Below are 19,781 nucleotides of genomic sequence, written 5' to 3' on the forward strand. Positions count from 1 at the left end.
GCGCTGGTGGGCAGGCCGTCGGATTTGCGGTTGAGCGGCGGCAGCGCGTGGTAGGCGCGGAAAATGTAGCCGGAGCCGTCGACAAGAAAGAGATGATCGCCTTTTTTCATGCCGGCAGGGATAGCGCGGCCAAGCTTCGCGGTCCATGCCAAAGGCTGCGCAAACGGCCGGTTCCGGCAACACCCCTGACAGACAGGTCTCGGACAAAATTCAGCCGCTCACGGGCATGTTACAAAAGTGTAATCTTCGTGCCCTTGAATCGCCATTTTCACAGACCCAAATAGCTGTCATCGGCAATTTTCGCCGAAGTCCGGAGTAAGGCCCGTCCCCCGCCTATCCCGGGCAACTGCGGCAGCCTATCCCCCCTCTCCGGGCTGCCGCAACGTTTCGAGTAAAGACCGCCGTGGTTCCCCCTCCACCACGGCGGTTCTTTTTTGTCTCCTAGCCCGCGTGTTACCGACGCCGGAACGCGTGGTCCAACGATCGCGGCTTTGCGTTTTCTGCTCGCCCCTTTAGGGTCGGGCCAGAATCGAAAGGCTGAAGAAATGTCCAGACTCTCCCCCGTCCTTGACCGTCTCGACCAGAACCTCGATCAGAGCCTGGAGCGGCTTTTCGGCTTGCTTGGTATCAAGTCGATCTCCACCGACCCGGCCTTTGCCGCCGATTGCCGCAAGGGCGCCGAATGGCTGGCGGCCGAGCTCAAGCTGATCGGCTTCGACGCCAGCGTGCGCGACACGCCCGGCCACCCGATGGTGGTGGCGCATCACGAAGGACCGGCCGGCGCGCCGCATGTGCTGTTCTACGGCCACTACGACGTGCAGCCGGTCGATCCGATCGAGCTGTGGGAAACGGATCCATTCGCGCCGTCGATCAAGGAGGTCCAGCCCGGACGCAAGGTGATCGCCGGGCGCGGCTCGGCGGACGACAAGGGTCAGCTGATGACCTTCGTCGAGGCCTGCCGCGCCTGGAGGCAGGTGCACGGCAATCTGCCCTGCCGCGTCACGATCCTGTTCGAGGGCGAGGAAGAGTCCGGCTCGCCGTCGCTCAAGCCTTTCCTCGAGGCCAACGCCGCCGAGCTGAAAGCGGATTTCGCGCTGGTCTGCGACACCAGCATGTGGAACCGTGAGACGCCGTCGATCTGCGTGTCGCTACGCGGCATGGTCGGCGAGGAAGTCACCGTCAAGGCAGCCAGCCGCGACCTGCATTCAGGCCTCTATGGCGGCCCGGCCGCCAATCCGATCCGGATCCTGACCAAAATTCTCGCCGACATCCATGATCAAGACGGCCGTGTCATCATCCCGGGCTTCTATGACGGCGTCGAGGAGACGCCCTCGCAGGTGCTGAAATCCTGGGAGGGGCTCGGCGAGACCGCCGAGACCTTCCTCGGACCGGTCGGGCTTTCCATTCCCGCCGGCGAAAAGGGCCGCTCCGTGCTCGAACTCACCTGGGCGCGGCCAACGGCCGAGTTCAACGGCATCATCGGCGGCTATACCGGCAAGGGCTTCAAGACGGTGATCGCGGCGGAAGCATCGGCGAAAGTGTCGTTCCGGCTCGTCCACAAGCAGGATCCGAAAAAAATCCGCGCCGCCTTCCAGGCTTTCGTGCGCGATCGGATTCCCGGCGACTGCTCCGTCGAATTCCATCCGCATGGCGGCTCGCCGGCGATCCAGCTTTCCTACGACTCGCCGTTCCTGGCCAAGGCCAAGGATGCGCTCTCCGACGAATGGGAAAAGCAGGCCGTCACCACCGGCGGCGGCGGCTCCATCCCCGTAGTCGGCGATTTCCAGACCTATCTCGGCATGGAATCGCTGCTGGTCGGCTTCGGCCTCGATGACGACCGCATCCATTCGCCCAACGAGAAGTACGAGCTCACCTCCTTCCACAAGGGGCAGCGTTCCTGGGCGCGCATTCTCGATGCTCTGACACGCTGAGGTGAACCCGCGGCGACCGCGAAAATCAACTTTCTGTTGATTTTTTTCCGGATCGCGGCAAGGACGGGCGTGATAGCGCAATGCGCGGCGCCTTCGCGTCCAAAAACGGGTGCGCCGCTGGCCGCGATCCGGAGAAGAGAATGACCGACATCCGTTTCCACAAGAACGATCTGCCGGACCTTTCCCGCTACAATGTCGGTGCGGTCGCCATCGACACGGAAACGCTGGGCTTGAACCCGCATCGTGACCGGCTCTGCGTGGTTCAGATCTCGCCCGGCGACGGCAGCGCCGACGTCATCCAGATCGCGCCGGGCCAGAAGGAGGCGCCCAACCTTGTCAGCCTTCTCAGGAACGACGCCGTGGTGAAGCTGTTTCACTACGGCCGTTTCGACATTGCCGTCCTTTATCACGCTTTCGGCGTCATGGCCGAACCGGTTTTCTGCACAAAGATCGCCTCGCGGCTGACCCGTACCTACACCGACCGCCACGGGCTGAAGGATATATGCAACGAACTGCTCGGTATCGGCCTCTCCAAGGCGCAGCAATCGTCGGACTGGGCGGCGGAAACACTGTCGCCCGAGCAGCTCGAATATGCCGCCTCCGACGTGCTTTACCTGCACCGGCTGCGCGAGGTGCTGGCCGCACGGCTTGCGCGCGAGGGTCGCACTAAGGAGGCCGAAGCCTGCTTCCGCTTCCTGCCGACGCGCGCCAAGCTCGATCTGATGGGCTGGGCGGAAGAGGATATCTTCGCGCATAGCTGACGACCCGGCGCGTCGAGCGACGTTCCTGCCGGTCCATTGTCGGCGTGAGATGGGGAGGGATTGAATGGCAGAGCGCAAACCGATAGCGAGCGCGCCGAAGGACGGCTCGCAGGTCACGATCCTGTGGAACGACGAGCACGGCGTGGTCAACGAATCCGTCGGGCAATACCGCGACGGCGGCTGGTGGGTCTACACCGACAGCAACACCCAGAAAAAAGTCGAGCCGACCAGTTGGCGGCCTGCATCGGCCAATGATGACAGCGACCAGTGAGCGACCGCCGCAGGGCCTCGAAGCAGGCGCGAGACTCGGCAGCAAGAAGGGGGCGAGATGAGACAGAACATGCTCTACCTCATCATCGGCGCGTTGGTCGTCGTGGTCATCGCGCTTGGCATCTACATCTACCGCGAGCAGACCAGGCCGAAGGGCGTGGAGCTCAAGATCGACGACAAGGGCATTTCGATCCAGCAGAATTGATCTCACCACGTCCGCATCTCGCGAACTTGACCGGTCGGCTCCTGATAGCACCTATTGCATTCGGGTCCGCTCGCTGGGGCGGTGGTGTTTTTTGATATGATTCCCCGGATCGATTTCGTGGCCACCGGTGCCGTGAACGATGCGCTCGCCGCGATCGGGCGGACCGAGGACCTGCGCTTTTCGCCCGACAACCGCTTGCTTGCCGTCGCCGGATATGGACGCAGGCGATGTCTGATGCTGCGCATCGACATAGAGCCGACGGCCGGTGCAGCGAGGATCGTTATCCGCGATTTCGTGGAGCTCAGATCGGAAAGCATGGGCGAGGTGCATGGCCTCGATTTCATCGACAACAGGACTTTTGTGGTCGCCAATCGCGATGGGCTGGTTGCGGTCTTCGCCCTGCCGCAAGGCGATCCGGCCGGACAAGGGCACGAAATCTCGCCACTTCGCGTGATCAAAGGCAACCGATTTTGCAGATTGAGAACGCCCGGCTCAGTCGCCGTCAGGCGTGAGTCGCATGGCCGGCTCAGCCTGCTGGTCTGTAACAACTACACGCATCGGGTGACCCGCCATGTGGTTCACCGGCGATGGGGATACCGCGCCCTGTGGAATCAGGTTCTCCTGGAGCAGGGCCTCGACATCCCGGACGGCATCGCGCTCAGCCATGACGGGCGGTGGGTCGCCGTCAGCAGCCACGGCACCAACGACGTGAAGATCTACGACATGTCGGCGCCGCTTGGCCCTGAAACCCGACCCGCCGGTGTCCTGGAAAATGCCAACTACCCGCATGGCCTGCGCTTCACGCAGGACGGCAGCCACATTCTTGTTGCCGACGCCGGCAGCCCGATGGTTCACGTCTATGCAAGCGACGAAGGCTGGAAGGGGCGCCGCACGCCGTCGCGTTCGGTCGCCGTGCTCGACGACGAAAGCTTTCTGCGCGGCAGGGCCAGCGTCGAGGAGGGTGGGCCGAAGGGCCTGGATATAGACAAGTCGAACAGCGTCGTGGCTGTGACTTGTCAGGAACAGCCGCTGGCTTTCTACGGCCTGTCGTCGATCGTCGGTCGAAAGGCGGCGGAGCCCGAGTTCCGCGTTCTTGGACGTCCAGGATAAGCCTGTGATTTCGGCTCCATATTCTGGCGACGGCATGAAGAATGACGGGGGCCGCGCGCAGCTCCATCAAATCTTGCCGGCGTGGGCGGCAAACGGATGACGTCCGCGCGGTTCGGCGATATCATGCCGCGTATAGGGAGTTTTGGGGCCGACCAACGTAGCCTCTAGGAGGTTGCCATGAAGCACCAAACACTGGACCAGCTGCACGCCGTTGCTGAGGTCCGCACCGCCAAACCCGTCATGAGCCGAACCCAGCGCCTCGCACGTTGGGCGGAGCTTCTCGAACGTGAGCCAAACCGGCTCCTGACCGCACTGATCGGCACTGAATATCGTGCCCCGCGGGAACGCAATGTCATGCGGGGCGCCGGCTCGCCCATATCCGTCGCCCTGGAAGACCCCGTTCTGCACGACGAGGGTTTGACGAACGACACCTACGGCGAAGCAAAACGCTTCTTCGAGCTGACCGACTATCAGCTGCACGAGATCGTCTGCTACTGCCATGTCGGCGATGTCATGCGGGCATCGAGAGCTGCGCTCTCGGTCCGTGCCGTGCTCGACTAGTCCGAGCCGACTCGCCCGCCTATGCAAACGCTGGAGCGCGGCCGGAATCCCACCCCGATCGCGCTCCGTCAGGTGGCCGCTTACCAAACATTTGATTTTCAATCACTTCGATTTTTCCCCACTTAACGCGCCTTTAAACCGCCGCATCTACTCTGCAACCCGAGCGCCATCGGCATCGGGGACAGCAAGCACAGCGCAATGGCGAACCGCAGAGACAGTCGCATCGAACCGAGCTTCGAGGGCTCGCCGCGGGCGAAATCCTCCGACGGCTTTTCGGTCAGCGAGGAGGATCGCGTCGTGCCGGCAAATCGTAAATCCGCAGCGAAACGCAAATCCGCCAAGGCGAAATCGCGCGGCCGGGGGCGCGATCGCAGCCAGCGCGGGCTGTTTTCCATCTTCGGCCGCTTGCTCTACTGGTGCTTCGTTTTCTGCATCTGGGGCGGCATCGCGGTGGCCGGCGTCGTCGTCTATTACGGCGCCAAGATGCCGGCGGCGACCACATGGTCGATTCCCGACCGCGCGCCCAACATCAAGATCGTCTCGGTCGACGGGCAACTCATCGCAAATCGCGGCATGAGCGGCGGCGAGGCCGTCGGCCTCAATGAAATGTCGCCCTATATTCCCGAGGCCGTCGTCGCCATCGAGGACCGGCGGTTCTATTCGCATTTCGGCATCGACCCGATCGGGCTGACGCGCGCCATGGTCACCAACGTCCTTGGCGGTCATTTCTCGCAGGGCGGCTCGACGCTGACGCAGCAGCTGGCCAAGAACCTGTTCCTGACGCCGGATCGCACGCTGGAGCGCAAGGTGCAGGAAGTGCTGCTGGCGCTGTGGCTGGAGCACAAGCACAGCAAGGACCAGATCCTCGAAATGTATCTCAACCGGGTCTATTTCGGGTCCGGCGCCTATGGCGTGGAGGCCGCCTCGCGGCGGTACTTCGGCAAGAGCGCGCGCGATGTCACGCTTTCCGAGGCAGCGCTTCTGGCCGGTTTGCTCAAGGCGCCGTCGCGGCTTTCGCCGGCGCGCGATCCCAAGGCGGCGGAAGAACGCGCACAGCTCGTGCTCGCCGCCATGCGCGAGGAAGGCAAGATTGGCGACAAGGAATACAAAATGGCGCTGAGCGCGCCGGCGACGCGCTCGCCCTCCTACTGGACCGGTTCGGAGAATTACGTCGCCGACACGGTCATGGAGGAGCTTCCCGACCTGATCGGCGACGTGCGCGGCGACATCATCATCGACACCACCGTGGATCTGACGCTGCAGAAGCTCGCCGAGCAGTCGATCCGCCGGCTGATCGACGAGAGCGGCAAGAAGCTCAACGTCACCCAGGGCGCGTTGGTGTCGATCGATGATTCCGGCGCCGTTCGCGCCATGGTCGGCGGTTACGACTATTCGACCAGCCAGTTCGATCGCGCCTCGGAAGCGCGGCGCCAGCCAGGATCGGCCTTCAAGCCTTTCGTCTACATGGCGGCGCTGGAAGCAGGCCGCACACCGGACAGCGTGCGCAACGACGCCCCGATCAGAATAGGCAAATGGACGCCGGAGAACTATGGCGGCAAATATTATGGCAAGGTGACGCTGGCCACCGCACTGGCGAAGTCGCTGAACTCGGTGGCGGCGCAACTCACCATGGAGGTCGGCCCCGACGCCGTGGTTGAGGCCGCGCACCGCATGGGCATCCAATCCGACCTGCAGTCGAACACCTCGATCGCGCTCGGCACCTCGGAAGTGACGCCGCTGGAACTGACCGCCGCCTATGTGCCTTTCGCCAATGGCGGCTACAAGCCGGATATCCATTTCATCCAGCGCGTCACCACGGCTAGCGGCAAGGTGCTCTACGAAAACAATGGCGGCAGCGCGCCGCGCGTCCTCAAGGCCGACATCGTCGGCATGATGAACTCTATGATGACGGGCACGGTCGAAGTCGGCACCGCCAAGAAGGCGGCCTTCAACTGGCCCTCGGCCGGCAAGACCGGCACCAGCCAGAATTCACGCGACGCCTGGTTCGTCGGCTATACCGCCAACCTCACGACGGGTGTGTGGTTCGGCAATGACGACGGCAGCCCGATGAAGAAGGTGACCGGCGGCGCCTTGCCGGCGCAGGCCTGGCACGAATTCATGGTCGCCGCGCATGAAGGCTTGCCGGTCAGGCCGTTGCCCGGCACGTGGAAATCGACGCCGCCCGATACGGTTGTGCCGGACGAGATACCCTCGGCGGACAACTCGCAGCCGGCGCCGCCCGCGCCCGTCGGCCAGTCGAGCCCTGTCGCCCAGGCGCCCGCACGGCAGGCGCGTCCAGCCCAGACGGTCGATGCCGATGGCTTCGATATGCCGAGCGACGGCGGTACCACCGCCTCGGTCGGGCATCCGGTGCCGCCCGGCGATGTCGGCGGCCCGAAGAAAAGGCGGCAGACGTCGATTCTCGACATCCTCAGCGGCGGTTGAGCGGCAACTCGCCTCTCGCAATGGCTGGCGCCTTCGGCTACATGTCCGGCCGGAGATCAAGCCATGGCCGAAATCGACAGCAGAAAAACCATCGTGCTCACCGGCGCCAGCCGCGGCATCGGCCATGCGACGGTGAAACGCTTTTCACGCGAGGGCTGGCGCGTCATCACCTGCTCGCGACAGGCCTTTGCCGAGGACTGTCCATGGCCGGCCGGTCCCGAAGACCACATCAAGGTCGACCTTGCCGACCAGGAGGATGTCGGCATTGCCGTCTCGGAAATCCGCCACCGGCTGGAGGCGCATGGCGGGCAGTTGCACGCGCTGGTCAACAATGCTGGCATCTCGCCGAAGCTCAAGGACGGCGGCCGGATGAACTCGATCGAGACGCCGATGCATGTCTGGCGCGACGTGTTCCAGGTCAATTTCTTCGCGCCGATCATGCTGGCGAGAGGGCTGTTCAAGGAACTCGCCGCCGCCAAGGGCTCAATCGTCAACGTCACCTCGATCGCCGGCACGCGCGTGCATCCATTTGCCGGCACGGCCTATGCGACGTCGAAGGCGGCGCTGGGTTCTCTGACGCGCGAGATGGCGCATGACTTCGGGCCGCACGGCATCCGCGTCAATGCGATCGCGCCGGGCGAGATCGACACGGCGATCCTGTCGCCCGGCACCGACAAGATCGTCGAGACGATCCCGCTGAGAAGGCTGGGCGCCACGTCGGAAGTGGCCGACATCATCTTTTTCCTGTGTTCGGGCCAGGCGTCCTACGTGACCGGCTCGGAAATCCACATCAATGGCGGCCAGCACGTGTGACTTCCATCTCAGCGACATCGCTTCCGTTATTCGTTTCCTGATCCGCTTGGTTTGTGCAGACGAGCGTCAGGCAGGCCGCGGCCTGATCTCGACAGCGGCGTCGTCCAGCCGAGCGGGTGACATGCCGGTAACCGCCTCGACAATGCCGCGTGCTATTTCGCGCTCGCCCATGATCACGGTGTCGGCGCCGAGAGCCTTGAGATGCTCGACCTCGGCATCGGAATGGGCGCGCGCAATGACGCTGATGCCGGGATTGGCCGCGCGCGCCCGCAGCACCACCTGTCCCGCCTCGAAGGCGTTGGGGATGGCGAGGATCAGCCGTTTGGCGCCTTCCGGATTGGTTGCCGCGAAGACGTCCGCATTGGCGGCATTGCCGGCCACCGTTTCGACGCCGTCGGCCCTCAGCTTCGCCAGCGTCTTGTCGGCATCCTCGACGACCAGGAAGGGCAGGGCGGCTTGTTTCAGCGCGGCACCCACGAGGCTGCCGACACGTCCATAGCCGATCAGGATGGAATGGTCGGTGAGTCCCGTTCGCGGCGGCAGACCATTCTCGCTTTCAGACACTGCCGCCGCCGAGGCCACCTGGCCGGGCTCGGTCGCCGGGCCGATCGGCCTTGATTCCTCGGGCTCTGCCGTGTTGCCGGCGCGCTTTTCCAGCCACGGCTTCATCCTATCGACGATCAGGAACATTAGCGGGTTGAGCAGGATCGACAGGATGGCGCCGGCCAGAATGAGGTCGCGGCCCTGTTCGGGCAGAAGCTTCAGCCCGACGCCGAGCTCGGCCAGTATGAAGGAGAATTCGCCGATCTGGGCAAGGCTGGCCGAGATAATCAGCGCGGTCGCGACCGGATAGCGGAAGGCGATGACGATGACGAAAGCGGCGAGCGATTTGCCGATGAGGATGATGGCTAAGGTCGCCAGGATCGGCAGGCCGTTGCTGACCAGGCTGAACGGATCGAACAGCATGCCGACGGAAACGAAGAACAGCACGGAAAAAGCGTCGCGCAGCGGCAGCGATTCTTCCGCCGCCCGGTGGCTGAGCTCGGACTCGCTCATGACCATGCCGGCGAAGAAGGCGCCGAGCGCCAGCGAGACGCCGAACAGCTTCGCCGCGCCGAAGGCGACGCCGAGCGCGATGGCAAGCACCGAGAGCCGGAACAGCTCGCGTGAGCCGGTATGGGCGACATAGTGCAGGATCCAGGGGATGACCCTGCGGCCTACGACCAGCATGACGACGACGAAGGCGACGACCTTGGCCAGCGTTATGCCGACCACGCCCCATATGCCGTGGCTGGCGGGCAGCGAAAGCAGGCTGGCATGGTCGTCGGCTTGCGGCTGGCCGCCAAGCACGCCGGCCAGCGCCGGCAAAAGCACCAGCGCCAGCACCATGGCCAGATCCTCGACGATCAGCCAGCCGACGGCGATGCGGCCGCGCTCGGTCTCGATCAGCCGCCGCTCCTGCATGGCGCGCAGCAGCACGACGGTCGAGGCGACGGAGAGCGCGAGGCCGAAGACAAGGCCGGCGCCGAGCGACCAGCCAAGCAGCCAGGCGAGGCCGACGCCGAGCAGCGTGGCAAAGCCGATCTGCACGACGGCGCCGGGCACGGCGATTGCGCGGACCGACAAAAGATCCTTCAGCGAGAAATGCAGGCCGACACCGAACATCAGCAGGATGACGCCGATCTCGGCGAGCTCGTTGGCAAGGCTGGCGTCGGCGACGAAGCCCGGCGTGTTCGGCCCGACCAGCACGCCGGCCACCAGATAGCCGACCAGCGGCGGGATGCGGAATCGGTTGGCCAATGCTCCGAAAACGAAGGCAAGCCCCAAACCGGCGACGATGGTGGCGATCAGGGGCGTGTCATGCGGCATTGTCTATGGAGCGCCTTCCGAGAATTCACGATGTCGATAAGCGCCGCCCGAGGGCCGCCGCCCCTTCCCAATATGGTCGGGGGAGGGGCGGGGACGCAACCACCGCTACACGGAAATCGGCGCCGCGATCGGGCGCCGGATGAGAAAATCAGAGCGAGTCGCCATCAGGGGCACGGCACAATCCCCTGCACTGTGCGTTCCTGCGTGCCGCTCAGGCCGCTTTGAGCAGATTCTCGATGTCGAAGACGGTATGATTGGTCAGCGTCTTGGGGATTTCGGCCTGCACTTTTTCACTGACTTCCTTGTGCAGCTTCTGACGCATCTCTCCGAGCACCTGCGGCGGCGCGATCAGCACGAGCTGGTCGAACTCACCCCGATGTGCAAGCTTGTAGAGCCGATCGGCAATATCGCTTGCGAAACGTTCCTTGCCGAGGCGATGCCAGTCGGTTTCTTCGATCGCGCTGCGTGGCCCTTCGGCATACCGGCCCGGTTTATCGGTGCCTTGCTCCCTGGTGGCGGGATTTTCCTGCTCCATCTCCTGAACCACCTCGAGGTTTGGAAACTTGCTGTCGCCTTCATTGCGGAGGAAAAGCGCCTTCTCGCCGTCGGCCACGACCACCCAGAGACCGCGTTTAAGCTTGATGTTCATGATTTTCCTCCTTGCCTTGAGCACAAATCGAGCCGCGAGAGCGGCTCGACCGACGGGATGGATCGTTAGCGAAAAGCGCCGCCGAGCATGATAGATCCGGATCAACTAACGACTGCAGGATGTGCTGCAAGCGGCAGCGACCTCACCCACCAGCAAGACCGCGTCTTAATCTACTAGTTTGGTAGAATTTAGAAAAAACCGTTTTGCCGTGTCGGCTGCACGGCGCTAAAAACTATGCCTGGATCAATAGCTCTCGGATAGGTGCCCGACCACCTCGAGGTCCGGCGTAGAATTTTTTTCTCCTGCCTTTCGCGGCTGCGAAAAAGCGATTGCCTGCCATCAAGGGATGCGCGACTGCTTGCCTTCTGGTTTTTCCCAGGCCCGCATAAAACTGCCAGACTGTTCTCGTACTGTTTATCGCCATGTCGCCAGCCAATGCCAAGCTCAACGCCTTCCCCGTCTTCCTGCGGGTCGACGGCGAAGCCGTGGCCATCGTCGGCAACGGCGAGGAGGCACTGGCCAAGGCCAGGCTGCTTGCTCAGTCAAACGCGACGCTGCGCATCATTGCGGACAATGCCGATCCCGAGCTTCTGAATTTCATTGCTACCGCCGGCGCTGTCCACGTCGATGTCGCCTACGATGCCGCGCACCTCGAGGACGCGGCCATGGTGTTTGCCGCCAGCGGCGACGAGGCGCTCGACCGCCGCGTGGTCGAAGACGCCCGCCGGCTGGGCATTCCGGTCAACGCCGTCGACCGGCCTGAGCTCTGCGATTTCTTCACCCCGGCGCTGGTCAACCGCGCGCCGGTCGCCATCGCCATCGGCACCGAGGGCGCCGGCCCTGTGCTGGCGCAGCTGCTGCGGGTGCGCATCGATCGCATGCTGTCGCCGTCGCTTGGCCGGCTGGCGGCCTTGGCGTCGTCGTTTCGCACTGCTGCCGAGCGGCTGCCGAAAGGCAATCGCCGCCGCCGGTTCTGGAGCGATTTCTTCGCCGGCCTCCCGGCCAAGGCGGTTGAAGCCGGAGAGTTCGCCAGGGCGCATAGCGCTGCGCTTGAACTTTTGACTTCGGACGCGCCGACCGCAGGTCACATCGCTCTGGTCGGCGCCGGCCCGGGCGCGGAGGATCTTTTGACGCTGCGCGCCCACCGCCTGCTGATGGAGGCCGACGCGATCGTCTATGACGCGCTGGTGCCGGAAGCGATCGTCGCCATGGGGCGCCGCGATGCCGAGCGCTTGCCTGTCGGCAAGCGCAAGGGCTGCCATTCCAAGAGCCAGGAAGAAATCAACGCTCTGCTCATCGAGCTTGGCCGCGCCGGCAAGCGCGTGGTGCGGCTGAAATCAGGCGATCCGCTTGTGTTCGGGCGGGCGGGCGAGGAAATGGCAGCACTTCGCGAGGCCGGCATCGCCTATGAGGTGGTTCCGGGCGTGACCGCCGCCTTCGCCGCGGCCGCCGATTTCGAATTGCCGCTGACGCTGCGCGGCGTGACGTCCTCGATGGTGTTCACCACCGGGCATGACCTCAAGGGCAACTCACTGCCCGATTGGGCAAAGCTTGCCATTTCCGGCGCCACCGTCGCCGTCTATATGGGCCGCTCGGTTGCAGCCGAAGTCGCCGGCCGGCTGATCGAAGCCGGGCTGTCGCCCGATACCGCCGTCGCCGTGGTGGAGAATGCCAGCCTTGGCAATCGCCGCCGCTTCCACGGCACGCTCGCCGACCTGCCGTCGCTGGAAGCGCGCGCCGATCTTACCGGTCCGGTCATGACCATCATCGGCGACGCGGTCGCCGGCGCCAATTTCGAACAATCCGAGCCGCTTGCGGCGCACACGCGTGAAGATACGGCCGGCGTAGCGGCCGAAGGAGTTGAGCAATGAAGGTTCTGACCGCGAACAGGCTCTCGGACGGTATCGCCGTCTGGTACGCCGATGGCGGCTGGGCGGAGACCGTCACTCGTGCCGACATCGCCCATGACAAGGCGGCGGAGGATCGGCTCGAGGCCATCGGCGCCGCGGCCGCTGCCAGCAACGAAGTCGTCGACGTCAACCTGATCGATGTGACCGTGATCAACGGCGCGGTCGAGCCGGTGCGGCTGCGCGAGAAGATCCGCGCCGCGGGCCCCACCATCCGCACCGACCTCGGCAAGCAGGCGAGCCCGGCTCCGGCACGGGCGGCATAGAACACAAGAAAGCGGGCGGACGGGCCCTGAAAGACGAAGCATGTACCGTTACGACGAGTTCGACCACGATTTCGTAAAGGCCCGCGTCGCCGAGTTCAGCGACCAGGTGCAGCGCCGGCTTGCCGGCGATATCACCGAGGACCAGTTCCGGCCGCTCCGGCTGATGAACGGCGTCTATTTGCAGCTGCACGCCTATATGCTGCGTATCGCCGTGCCCTATGGCACGCTGAACAGCAGGCAATTGCGCATGCTCGGCCACATCGCCCGCAAATACGACAAGGGCTACGGCCACTTCACCACGCGCCAGAACATCCAGTTCAACTGGCCGGCGCTGTCCGACATCCCGGCGATCCTTGCTGATCTGGCGAGTGTCGAAATGCATGCCATCCAGACCAGCGGCAACTGCATCCGCAACGTCACCGCGGATCATTTCGCCGGCGCGGCCGCCGACGAGGTTGCCGATCCGCGTCCCTATGCGGAGATCCTGCGCCAGTGGTCGTCGGTGCATCCGGAGTTCTCGTACCTGCCGCGCAAGTTCAAGATCGCGGTGACCGGCGCCGAGCGTGATCGCGCCGCCATCCAGACGCACGACATCGGGCTGCATCTGAAGAAGAACGCGGCCGGCGAGCTGGGCTTTGCCGTCTATGTCGGTGGCGGCCAGGGCCGCACGCCGATGGTCGCCAAGAAGATCCGCGACTTCCTGCCGGAAGCCGAGCTGTTGTCCTACTGCACGGCGATCCTGCGCGTTTACAACCTCTATGGCCGCCGCGATAACAAGTACAAGGCGCGTATCAAGATCCTCGTCCACGAGACCGGGGTCGAGGAGATCACCCGCCAGATCGAGGCCGAATGGCAGGAGTTGAAGGACGCGGAGCTGAAGCTGCCGGACGCCGACATCCAGGCGATCAATGCCTATTTCGCGCCGCCGGCATTGCCTGACCGGCCGGAAGGCGACGCGCAGGTGAAGCAGACGCGGCTCGATTCCAAGAGTTTTTCGGAGTGGCTCGACCAGAATGTCGTAACGCATCGCCACCCCGACTATGCGGCGGTGACGATCTCGCTCAAGGGCATCGGCGAGGTGCCCGGCGACGCCTCCGACAGCCAGATGGAGGCGGTCGCCGACATCGCCGAGAAATACGCCTTCGACGAGCTGCGCGTCAGCCACGAGCAGAACCTGATCCTGCCGCATGTGGCGCGCGCCGACCTCAAGGCCGTCTATGACGCCCTGGTCGAGATCGGCTTGGCGACCGCCAATTCCAACCTGATCAGCGATATCATCTCTTGCCCCGGCCTCGATTATTGCGCGCTTGCCACCGCGCGTTCGATCCCGGTTGCCCAGGAAATCTCGCGCCGCTTTGCCTCGCTGGAGCGGCAGCGCGAGATCGGTGAGCTGAAGCTGAAGATCTCCGGCTGCATCAACGCCTGCGGCCACCACCATGTCGGCCATATCGGCATTCTCGGCGTGGAGAAGAAGGGCTCCGAGCTCTACCAGGTCACGCTTGGCGGCTCGGCCGACGAGAACACGTCGGTCGGCGAGATCATCGGCCGCGGTTTCTCTTCGGAAGAAATCACCGATGCCATCGAGCAGATCGTCGACACCTATCTCGGCCTTCGGCTCAATCCCAATGAACGTTTTATCGACGCCTACCGCCGTGTCGGTCCCGCGCCGTTCAAGGAGGCGCTCTATGCTGGCGAAACCAAGGCCGCTTGACCGGATCGGCGGCGTCGAGGCCGGCGTTGCCGCGGAAGCGGCGGGGCTCGACGCGCTGCTCGGCCATCTGAAGCCGATCGAGATCATCGAGCGCTCGGCGCGTGAATTCTTCCGCGGCGAGGTTGCCGCCGTGTCGTCCTTCGGCGCCGATTCGGCAGTCCTCCTGCACATGATTGCCGAGATCGACCGCTCGCTGCCGGTGATCTTTCTCGACACCGGCAAGCATTTCGAGGAGACGCTGGGCTACCGCGACGCGCTGGTCGCCGATTTCGGCCTGACCGATGTCAGAGTGATCAAGCCGAACGAAGCGGCGCTCGAACGCGTCGATCCGACCGGCCGGCTGCATGAGAGCGCTACCGACGCGTGCTGCAACCTGCGCAAGGTCGAGCCGCTGGCGCGTGGCGTCGAGCCGTTCCGCGCCTGGTTCACCGGTCGCAAGCGCTTCCAGGCTTCGACGCGCGCGGCACTCCCGGTCTTCGAGGCCGTCGGCTCGCGCATCCGCATCAATCCGCTTGCGCATTGGACGACATCCGACCAGGCCGACTACATGCGCGCGCATGCGCTGCGCGAAAACCCGCTGGTCGCCTATGGCTATCTGTCGATCGGCTGCTTCCCCTGCACGCAGCCGGTACAGCCAGGCGAGGATGCGCGCAGCGGCCGCTGGGCGGGGCACGCCAAGACCGAGTGCGGCATCCATCTGTCGGGGCTGGAGAAGTCGCTGACCGACGCATCACTTTAAGGACAGCCGCTACTCAGGTGAGGCCGGCCTGCAAATGGCGGGTTCCTGCGCTTTCGGAGCTCGCGTAGTTGAAGTACGCTCCGCTCCCGTTCTCGAAAGCCACCATTTTCGACTCCGGGCCGACCTGAACAGCGACATATCCTTTCATTCTTAGGGCATTAGGATCTTAGGGCATTAGGAATTTTGATGACTGAGCCGACCAAATCGGAAACCCGCCTCTGGACCTCGAACGGTTTCCGCGAGGACGAATGGACCCATGCCGAGAGCGCCGAAGCGCTTGCCGGCAATGGCCGCTTCATCCTCCCGTTGCAGGCCTTTCTCGGGCTCGATGACGATATCCGCAGGTCGGCCAAGGAGCGCCTCGGCGTGCTCCTGCTCCCCGGCGACGAGCTCGACAAGATCGTCGGCCTGCTCGACCAGCTGTCGCTGGTGGCGCTTGCCTTCCCGGCCTTCAACGACGGCCGCTCCTTCTCCAAGGGCGAATTGCTGCGCACCCGGCATAACTTCAAAGGCGCGGTGCGCGCCACGGGCCAGGTCCTGGTCGATCAATTGCCGCATATGCTGCGGCTCGGCTTCGACGAGTTCGAGGTCTCCAATCCGGTGCTGTTGAAGCGGCTGGAGGAAGGGCGCACAGGAGGCTTGCCAGTCTATTACCAGCCGGCGGTAGAGCCGGAAGCCAAGGGCCCGAAATATTCCTGGCGGCGCAAACGCCCGGGCTGAGCCGTCCCCGCGCTGACCGCCGAAGGCAGCCATCCGGTAAACCAAGCGAGCCTGCAGCTTTGGTCTGACCAAGCACCTTGCTTTTGACGTGTTGGCGCAGTCGATTCAGTCCTACGCGCCTCTTTGCAACAATCTGGTCAGACCACTTCTGCGAATTTCACTTTCTCTTTTGCCGTCTTGCCCTTAGGATACGGTGATTATTTCGCGCTCCGAAATAAACAGCCGGCAAAGGAGGAAACGGCATGGTAGGCAAGAAGATACTGATGCTCGTTGGCGAGTTCAGCGAAGAATACGAGATTTTCGTTTTTGAGCAGGCGATGCATGCGGTCGGCCACACAGTCCATGTCGTCTGCCCGGACAAGAAGGCCGGCGACGTGCTCAAGACCTCGCTGCACGACTTCGAGGGCCATCAGACCTATACGGAAAAGCTCGGCCACGACTATATCCTCAACAAGACATTCGCCGAGGTGAATCCCGCCGATTACGACGCGGTCTACGCTGCGGGCGGACGCGGGCCGGAATATATTCGCATCGACAAGCGCGTGCAGGCGCTGGTCAGGCATTTCCACGAGACCGGCAAGCCGATCTTCACCATCTGCCACGGTGTGCAAATCCTGATCGCGGTCGACGGCGTGGTGCGCGGCAGGGAGGTGGCGGCGCTGCAGTATTGCGAGCCCGAAGTGACGCTTGCCGGGGGCACCTATATCGACGTGTCGCCGACCGGCGCGCATGTCGACGGCAATCTGGTTTCGGCAAAGGGATGGCCCGGCCTTGCGTCGTTCATGCGGGAGTGCCTCAAGGTGCTTGGCACCGAGATCCGTCATGGCGAGGCTCTGATGCGCGACGAGCGCAGAGCCGCATAGCTCCTCAGCGCCTTACGCTGTGGAACTGGGGAAGGGCGGTCTAGTGCTGCCGCTGGCCGTCCGCCTTGTCCGTCTCGGCGCCGTCCAGGCGGTCGAGCAGATCCGTGAACTGCTTGGGCACTTCTTTTTCCAGGCGAAATGCCGGAAGCGTGCGCAGAAGGCGCTTGGTCGCTTCGGTGCCAACCTGTCGCCTGATATCGTCGGCGAGCTTGGCGCGCCTTTCGCCGATGTTGCCCTTCATGGTCCCAAAATCCTGTGTCGGCTTCGAAACTCTCGCAGCCCGGCAATGGTTCCCGCATAGGCCCTTAGCGGCAAGCAAAGCCGTCCGGTACGGTAAAATTTGAATTAATTTGGAACGATCGCGGAAGGGCCGTCATCGGTGCTTGCCCCTTGATTTTTGGCCCCTAAACCTCGATATCGGGCGCAAATCCAAACCAATCCGAATGACGGGAAACGGCGATGAGCGACCAGGCAAAAGACGAACGCGCGCCCGAGGAAATCGAAGCCAGCCAGGCTTCCGAGGCCCGGGCTTCCGGCGAACGTGCGGAAGGCGGCGTCGACGGCGACTATGAGGCGCTTGTGCGGTTGCTGAAGGAAAACGAGGAACTGAAGGATCGGGCGCTTCGCGTAGCTGCCGAAATGGAGAATCTGCGGCGCCGTACCGCGCGTGATGTACATGACGCACGCACCTACGCTGTGGCCAATTTCGCGCGCGACATGCTGTCGGTGTCGGACAATTTGCGCCGCGCGCTGGACGCCATTCCGACCGAGGCCAAGGCCTCCGGCGATGCCGGCTTCAAGGCGCTGATCGAGGGCGTCGACCTCACCGAGCGCGCCATGCTGGCGGCGCTGGAGCGGCACGGGGTGAAGAAGCTTGCGCCCGAAGGCGAGAAGTTCGACCCGAACTTCCATCAGGCGATGTTCGAAGTGCCCAACCCCGACGTTCCGGCCGGGACCGTGGTCCAGGTCGTGCAACCCGGCTATTCGATCGGCGAGCGCGTGTTGAGGCCGGCGATGGTCGGCGTCTCCAAGGGCGGCCCAAAGGCCGCCGCCGCCGAAGCGCCGGTCGAGCCGGGTCCGGTGAACGAGCAGGCCGAGAAGGATGCGTGAAGGGAGCCAATAGCGAATAGGGAATAGCGAATAGGGAAGGACGGTACCAACCGCACCGCTTCGTGATATTCACTGTGCACTGACTATTCGCCAATCACTATTCGCTCGCCCATGAATCCCATCGAGCTGCTCGACTATGCCGGCGTCGCCGTCTTCGCGGCGACCGGCGCGCTTGCCGCGTCACGCAAAGAGCTCGATATCATCGGCTTCCTGTTTCTGGCCAGCATCACCGGCATTGGTGGCGGAACGCTGCGCGACGTCATTCTCAACCTGCCGGTGTTCTGGGTCGCCAACAGCGGCTATGTGCTGATCTGCGCCGTGATGGCAGTGCTTGTCTTCTTCAGCGCCCATCGTGTGGAATCCCGCTACAAGCTGCTGCTCTGGCTCGATGCGATCGGACTTGCCGCCTTTGCGGTGATGGGGGCTGCAAAGGGCCTGGCGATCACCGGCTCCCCGGTCGTTTCGGTCATCACCGGGGTGCTCACCGCGACCTTCGGCGGCATATTGCGCGACCTGATCGCAGGCGAGCCTTCCGTGCTGCTCAGGCCCGAAATCTATGTCACCGCGGCGCTTGCGGGTGCAGCGCTCTTCACGGTTGGCGATCTCGTTGGCATGTCGGCCCTGCCATCCAGCCTGCTCGGCTTTGCGGCGGCCTTCCTGGTGCGGGGCGGGGCGCTCAAATTCGGCTGGTCGTTCCCGGCCTATAAGAGCCGGCCCGGGCGAAGGCCGGAGGATATTCCGTGATAGCAAACAGCGAATAGCGAATAGCGAGTAGCGAATAGGGCTGTTGTAGTCAGCCTACTATCGTTAGTTCCTTCGCTATTCGCTATTCGCTATTCGCTATTCGCTATTCGCTATTCGCCAGACTCACGCCGCGAAACGCTGGCCTTCGCCGCCATAGTAGTTGACGTAGCGGGCGCCGATCTCCTTGACCGGCATGACGACGAAAATGTCGACGGTCGAGAATTCGTGGTCGATGACGCAGCCGTCGCCGATGCGGGCGCCGACACGCAGATAGCCTTTGACGAGCGGCGGCATGGCGGCGATCGCGGCCTTGGCATTGACCGCCTCGATCGGCATCAAGTCCATCGAGCAGTAGCGGCCGGCCACCGCCCGGACATCCCAGGCCTGGTCGGTGCGGCAGTGATGGGCGAGATAGGTAAGCGCCTCCGCATGCGCCGCCGGCACGGTGCCGTGGAAGGAGGCGCAGCCGGTCATCACGCCGATGCCATAGTGGTTGATATAGGCCCAGATGCCTTGCCAGAGCGCCTCGATGGTGCGCTTGGAGCGGTATTCCGGCAGCACGCAGGAGCGCCCGAGTTCCAGGAAGCGTTGGCCCGGATGGCGCGCCACCAGCTTGGTCAGCTCGAACTCGCCCTCGGAGTAGAAGCCGCCCGCCGCGGTGGCGATCTCCTGCCGCAGCAGGCGATAGGTGCCGACGATACGGCGGTGCTCTGGGCCGGGAAGCGAGGTGTCGAAAACCAGGAGATGATCGCAGAGCGGGTCGAAGCGGTCGGCATCGCGCCGATCCTGCGCCTGGAACAAATCCTTCCTCGCGCCGAGCTCGTCATAGAATACCCGATAACGCACTTCCTGGGCGGCGGCGATCTCGGCCCCGTTGCGGGCGAGCCGCACTTCCAGGTTGCCGATGCGGCCCAGCGGTGCGCCGCTTGCGAAAGCGTCGGCGGCACGCGCGCCGAGAAGGGCGCTGGCGTTCGGCCGAGTATCGCATTCAGGCATGACTGTATGCACGAGTGATTCTCCTTCGAGCCATCCCTCTTGGCACGGGGATACGGTGTAGGTGCAACAGGATTGTGACAGTACCGTGATACGGCGATCCCGGCAATACTT

Annotated in this window: 20 protein-coding genes; 16 read left to right on the top strand and 4 right to left on the bottom strand. The window is 63.8% G+C overall.

The genetic code is table 11. From position 1 onward, the window contains the following. Positions 1 to 545 precede the first annotated feature (545 nt). The 8 genes from EOA49_RS15620 (at position 546) to EOA49_RS15655 (ending at position 8,096) form a co-directional block, all read left to right on the top strand. Complete coding sequence (locus EOA49_RS15620; RefSeq protein WP_127240071.1) at positions 546 to 1,931, top strand: M20/M25/M40 family metallo-hydrolase; 1,386 nt, start codon at positions 546 to 548, stop codon at positions 1,929 to 1,931. A gap of 140 nt (positions 1,932 to 2,071) precedes the next feature. Next, positions 2,072 to 2,692 (top strand): ribonuclease D, encoded by a 621-nt coding sequence (locus tag EOA49_RS15625; RefSeq protein WP_095783543.1) that lies wholly within the window; start codon positions 2,072 to 2,074, stop codon positions 2,690 to 2,692. A gap of 64 nt (positions 2,693 to 2,756) precedes the next feature. Further along, positions 2,757 to 2,963 carry a hypothetical protein gene (locus EOA49_RS15630; RefSeq protein ID WP_095778715.1) on the top strand — a complete coding sequence of 69 codons (207 nt, stop codon included), beginning with the start codon at positions 2,757 to 2,759 and terminating at the stop codon, positions 2,961 to 2,963. A gap of 57 nt (positions 2,964 to 3,020) precedes the next feature. Beyond that, on the top strand, positions 3,021 to 3,167 hold the full coding sequence (locus EOA49_RS15635) for a hypothetical protein (RefSeq protein ID WP_082980768.1): 147 nt from the start codon (positions 3,021 to 3,023) through the stop codon (positions 3,165 to 3,167). Positions 3,168 to 3,284: 117 nt separating this feature from the next. Further along, positions 3,285 to 4,277 carry a beta-propeller fold lactonase family protein gene (locus EOA49_RS15640; protein WP_245460676.1) on the top strand — a complete coding sequence of 331 codons (993 nt, stop codon included), beginning with the start codon at positions 3,285 to 3,287 and terminating at the stop codon, positions 4,275 to 4,277. A 177-nt stretch (positions 4,278 to 4,454) separates the two neighbouring features. Further along, positions 4,455 to 4,838, top strand: a complete 384-nt coding sequence (locus EOA49_RS15645) for a hypothetical protein (protein WP_127240069.1) — start codon at positions 4,455 to 4,457, stop codon at positions 4,836 to 4,838. A gap of 198 nt (positions 4,839 to 5,036) precedes the next feature. Further along, positions 5,037 to 7,283: a transglycosylase domain-containing protein gene (locus EOA49_RS15650; RefSeq protein WP_127243240.1), complete on the top strand. Its 2,247-nt coding sequence runs from the start codon at positions 5,037 to 5,039 to the stop codon at positions 7,281 to 7,283. A 63-nt stretch (positions 7,284 to 7,346) separates the two neighbouring features. After that, complete coding sequence (locus EOA49_RS15655) at positions 7,347 to 8,096, top strand: SDR family oxidoreductase (RefSeq protein WP_067004093.1); 750 nt, start codon at positions 7,347 to 7,349, stop codon at positions 8,094 to 8,096. Between the two features lie 66 nt (positions 8,097 to 8,162). On the opposite strand, the gene ybaL is transcribed toward EOA49_RS15655, so the two are convergent. Both ybaL and EOA49_RS15665 read right to left on the bottom strand, forming a co-directional pair. Beyond that, entirely contained in the window at positions 8,163 to 9,965 is a 1,803-nt protein-coding gene (gene ybaL / locus EOA49_RS15660; RefSeq protein ID WP_127243241.1) for a YbaL family putative K(+) efflux transporter, read from the bottom strand. A gap of 211 nt (positions 9,966 to 10,176) precedes the next feature. After that, the gene (locus EOA49_RS15665) at positions 10,177 to 10,617 is read right to left on the bottom strand and encodes a host attachment family protein (protein ID WP_164747059.1); all 441 of its coding nucleotides are present in this window, start codon (positions 10,615 to 10,617) and stop codon (positions 10,177 to 10,179) included. A 419-nt stretch (positions 10,618 to 11,036) separates the two neighbouring features. On the opposite strand from EOA49_RS15665, the gene cysG reads away from it, so the two are divergent. From cysG to EOA49_RS15695, 6 genes are all read left to right on the top strand, one after another. After that, positions 11,037 to 12,485 (top strand): siroheme synthase CysG, encoded by a 1,449-nt coding sequence (cysG, locus tag EOA49_RS15670; RefSeq protein ID WP_095823511.1) that lies wholly within the window; start codon positions 11,037 to 11,039, stop codon positions 12,483 to 12,485. Next, a complete protein-coding gene (locus EOA49_RS15675) occupies positions 12,482 to 12,787 on the top strand; it encodes a DUF2849 domain-containing protein (RefSeq protein ID WP_127242316.1) in 306 nt (101 codons plus the stop codon). Before cysG ends, EOA49_RS15675 begins: the two co-directional genes overlap by 4 nt. Before the next feature lie 40 nt (positions 12,788 to 12,827). Next, entirely contained in the window at positions 12,828 to 14,498 is a 1,671-nt protein-coding gene (locus tag EOA49_RS15680) for a nitrite/sulfite reductase (protein ID WP_127243242.1), read from the top strand. After that, positions 14,473 to 15,237 carry a phosphoadenylyl-sulfate reductase gene (locus tag EOA49_RS15685; protein WP_127243243.1) on the top strand — a complete coding sequence of 255 codons (765 nt, stop codon included), beginning with the start codon at positions 14,473 to 14,475 and terminating at the stop codon, positions 15,235 to 15,237. Before EOA49_RS15680 ends, EOA49_RS15685 begins: the two co-directional genes overlap by 26 nt. Positions 15,238 to 15,423: 186 nt before the next feature. Beyond that, the gene (locus EOA49_RS15690) at positions 15,424 to 15,957 is read left to right on the top strand and encodes a DUF934 domain-containing protein (RefSeq protein ID WP_127240919.1); all 534 of its coding nucleotides are present in this window, start codon (positions 15,424 to 15,426) and stop codon (positions 15,955 to 15,957) included. 242 nt (positions 15,958 to 16,199) lie between these two features. Continuing rightward, positions 16,200 to 16,820 (top strand): DJ-1/PfpI family protein, encoded by a 621-nt coding sequence (locus EOA49_RS15695; RefSeq protein ID WP_067318906.1) that lies wholly within the window; start codon positions 16,200 to 16,202, stop codon positions 16,818 to 16,820. Positions 16,821 to 16,860: 40 nt separating this feature from the next. Here the strand turns inward: EOA49_RS15695 and EOA49_RS15700 are convergent, their stop codons facing one another. After that, complete coding sequence (locus EOA49_RS15700) at positions 16,861 to 17,061, bottom strand: hypothetical protein (RefSeq protein WP_067318902.1); 201 nt, start codon at positions 17,059 to 17,061, stop codon at positions 16,861 to 16,863. Between the two features lie 218 nt (positions 17,062 to 17,279). On the opposite strand from EOA49_RS15700, the gene grpE reads away from it, so the two are divergent. Continuing rightward, a complete protein-coding gene (grpE, locus tag EOA49_RS15705) occupies positions 17,280 to 17,930 on the top strand; it encodes a nucleotide exchange factor GrpE (RefSeq protein WP_067318900.1) in 651 nt (216 codons plus the stop codon). A gap of 111 nt (positions 17,931 to 18,041) precedes the next feature. Beyond that, entirely contained in the window at positions 18,042 to 18,674 is a 633-nt protein-coding gene (locus EOA49_RS15710) for a trimeric intracellular cation channel family protein (protein WP_067318898.1), read from the top strand. 123 nt (positions 18,675 to 18,797) lie between these two features. On the opposite strand, the gene EOA49_RS15715 is transcribed toward EOA49_RS15710, so the two are convergent. Continuing rightward, positions 18,798 to 19,682, bottom strand: a complete 885-nt coding sequence (locus EOA49_RS15715) for a GNAT family N-acetyltransferase (RefSeq protein ID WP_082953625.1) — start codon at positions 19,680 to 19,682, stop codon at positions 18,798 to 18,800. Positions 19,683 to 19,781: the final 99 nt, after the last annotated feature.

The organism is Mesorhizobium sp. M1A.F.Ca.IN.020.04.1.1, from assembly GCF_003997315.1.
Taxonomy (GTDB): Bacteria; Pseudomonadota; Alphaproteobacteria; order Rhizobiales; family Rhizobiaceae; genus Mesorhizobium.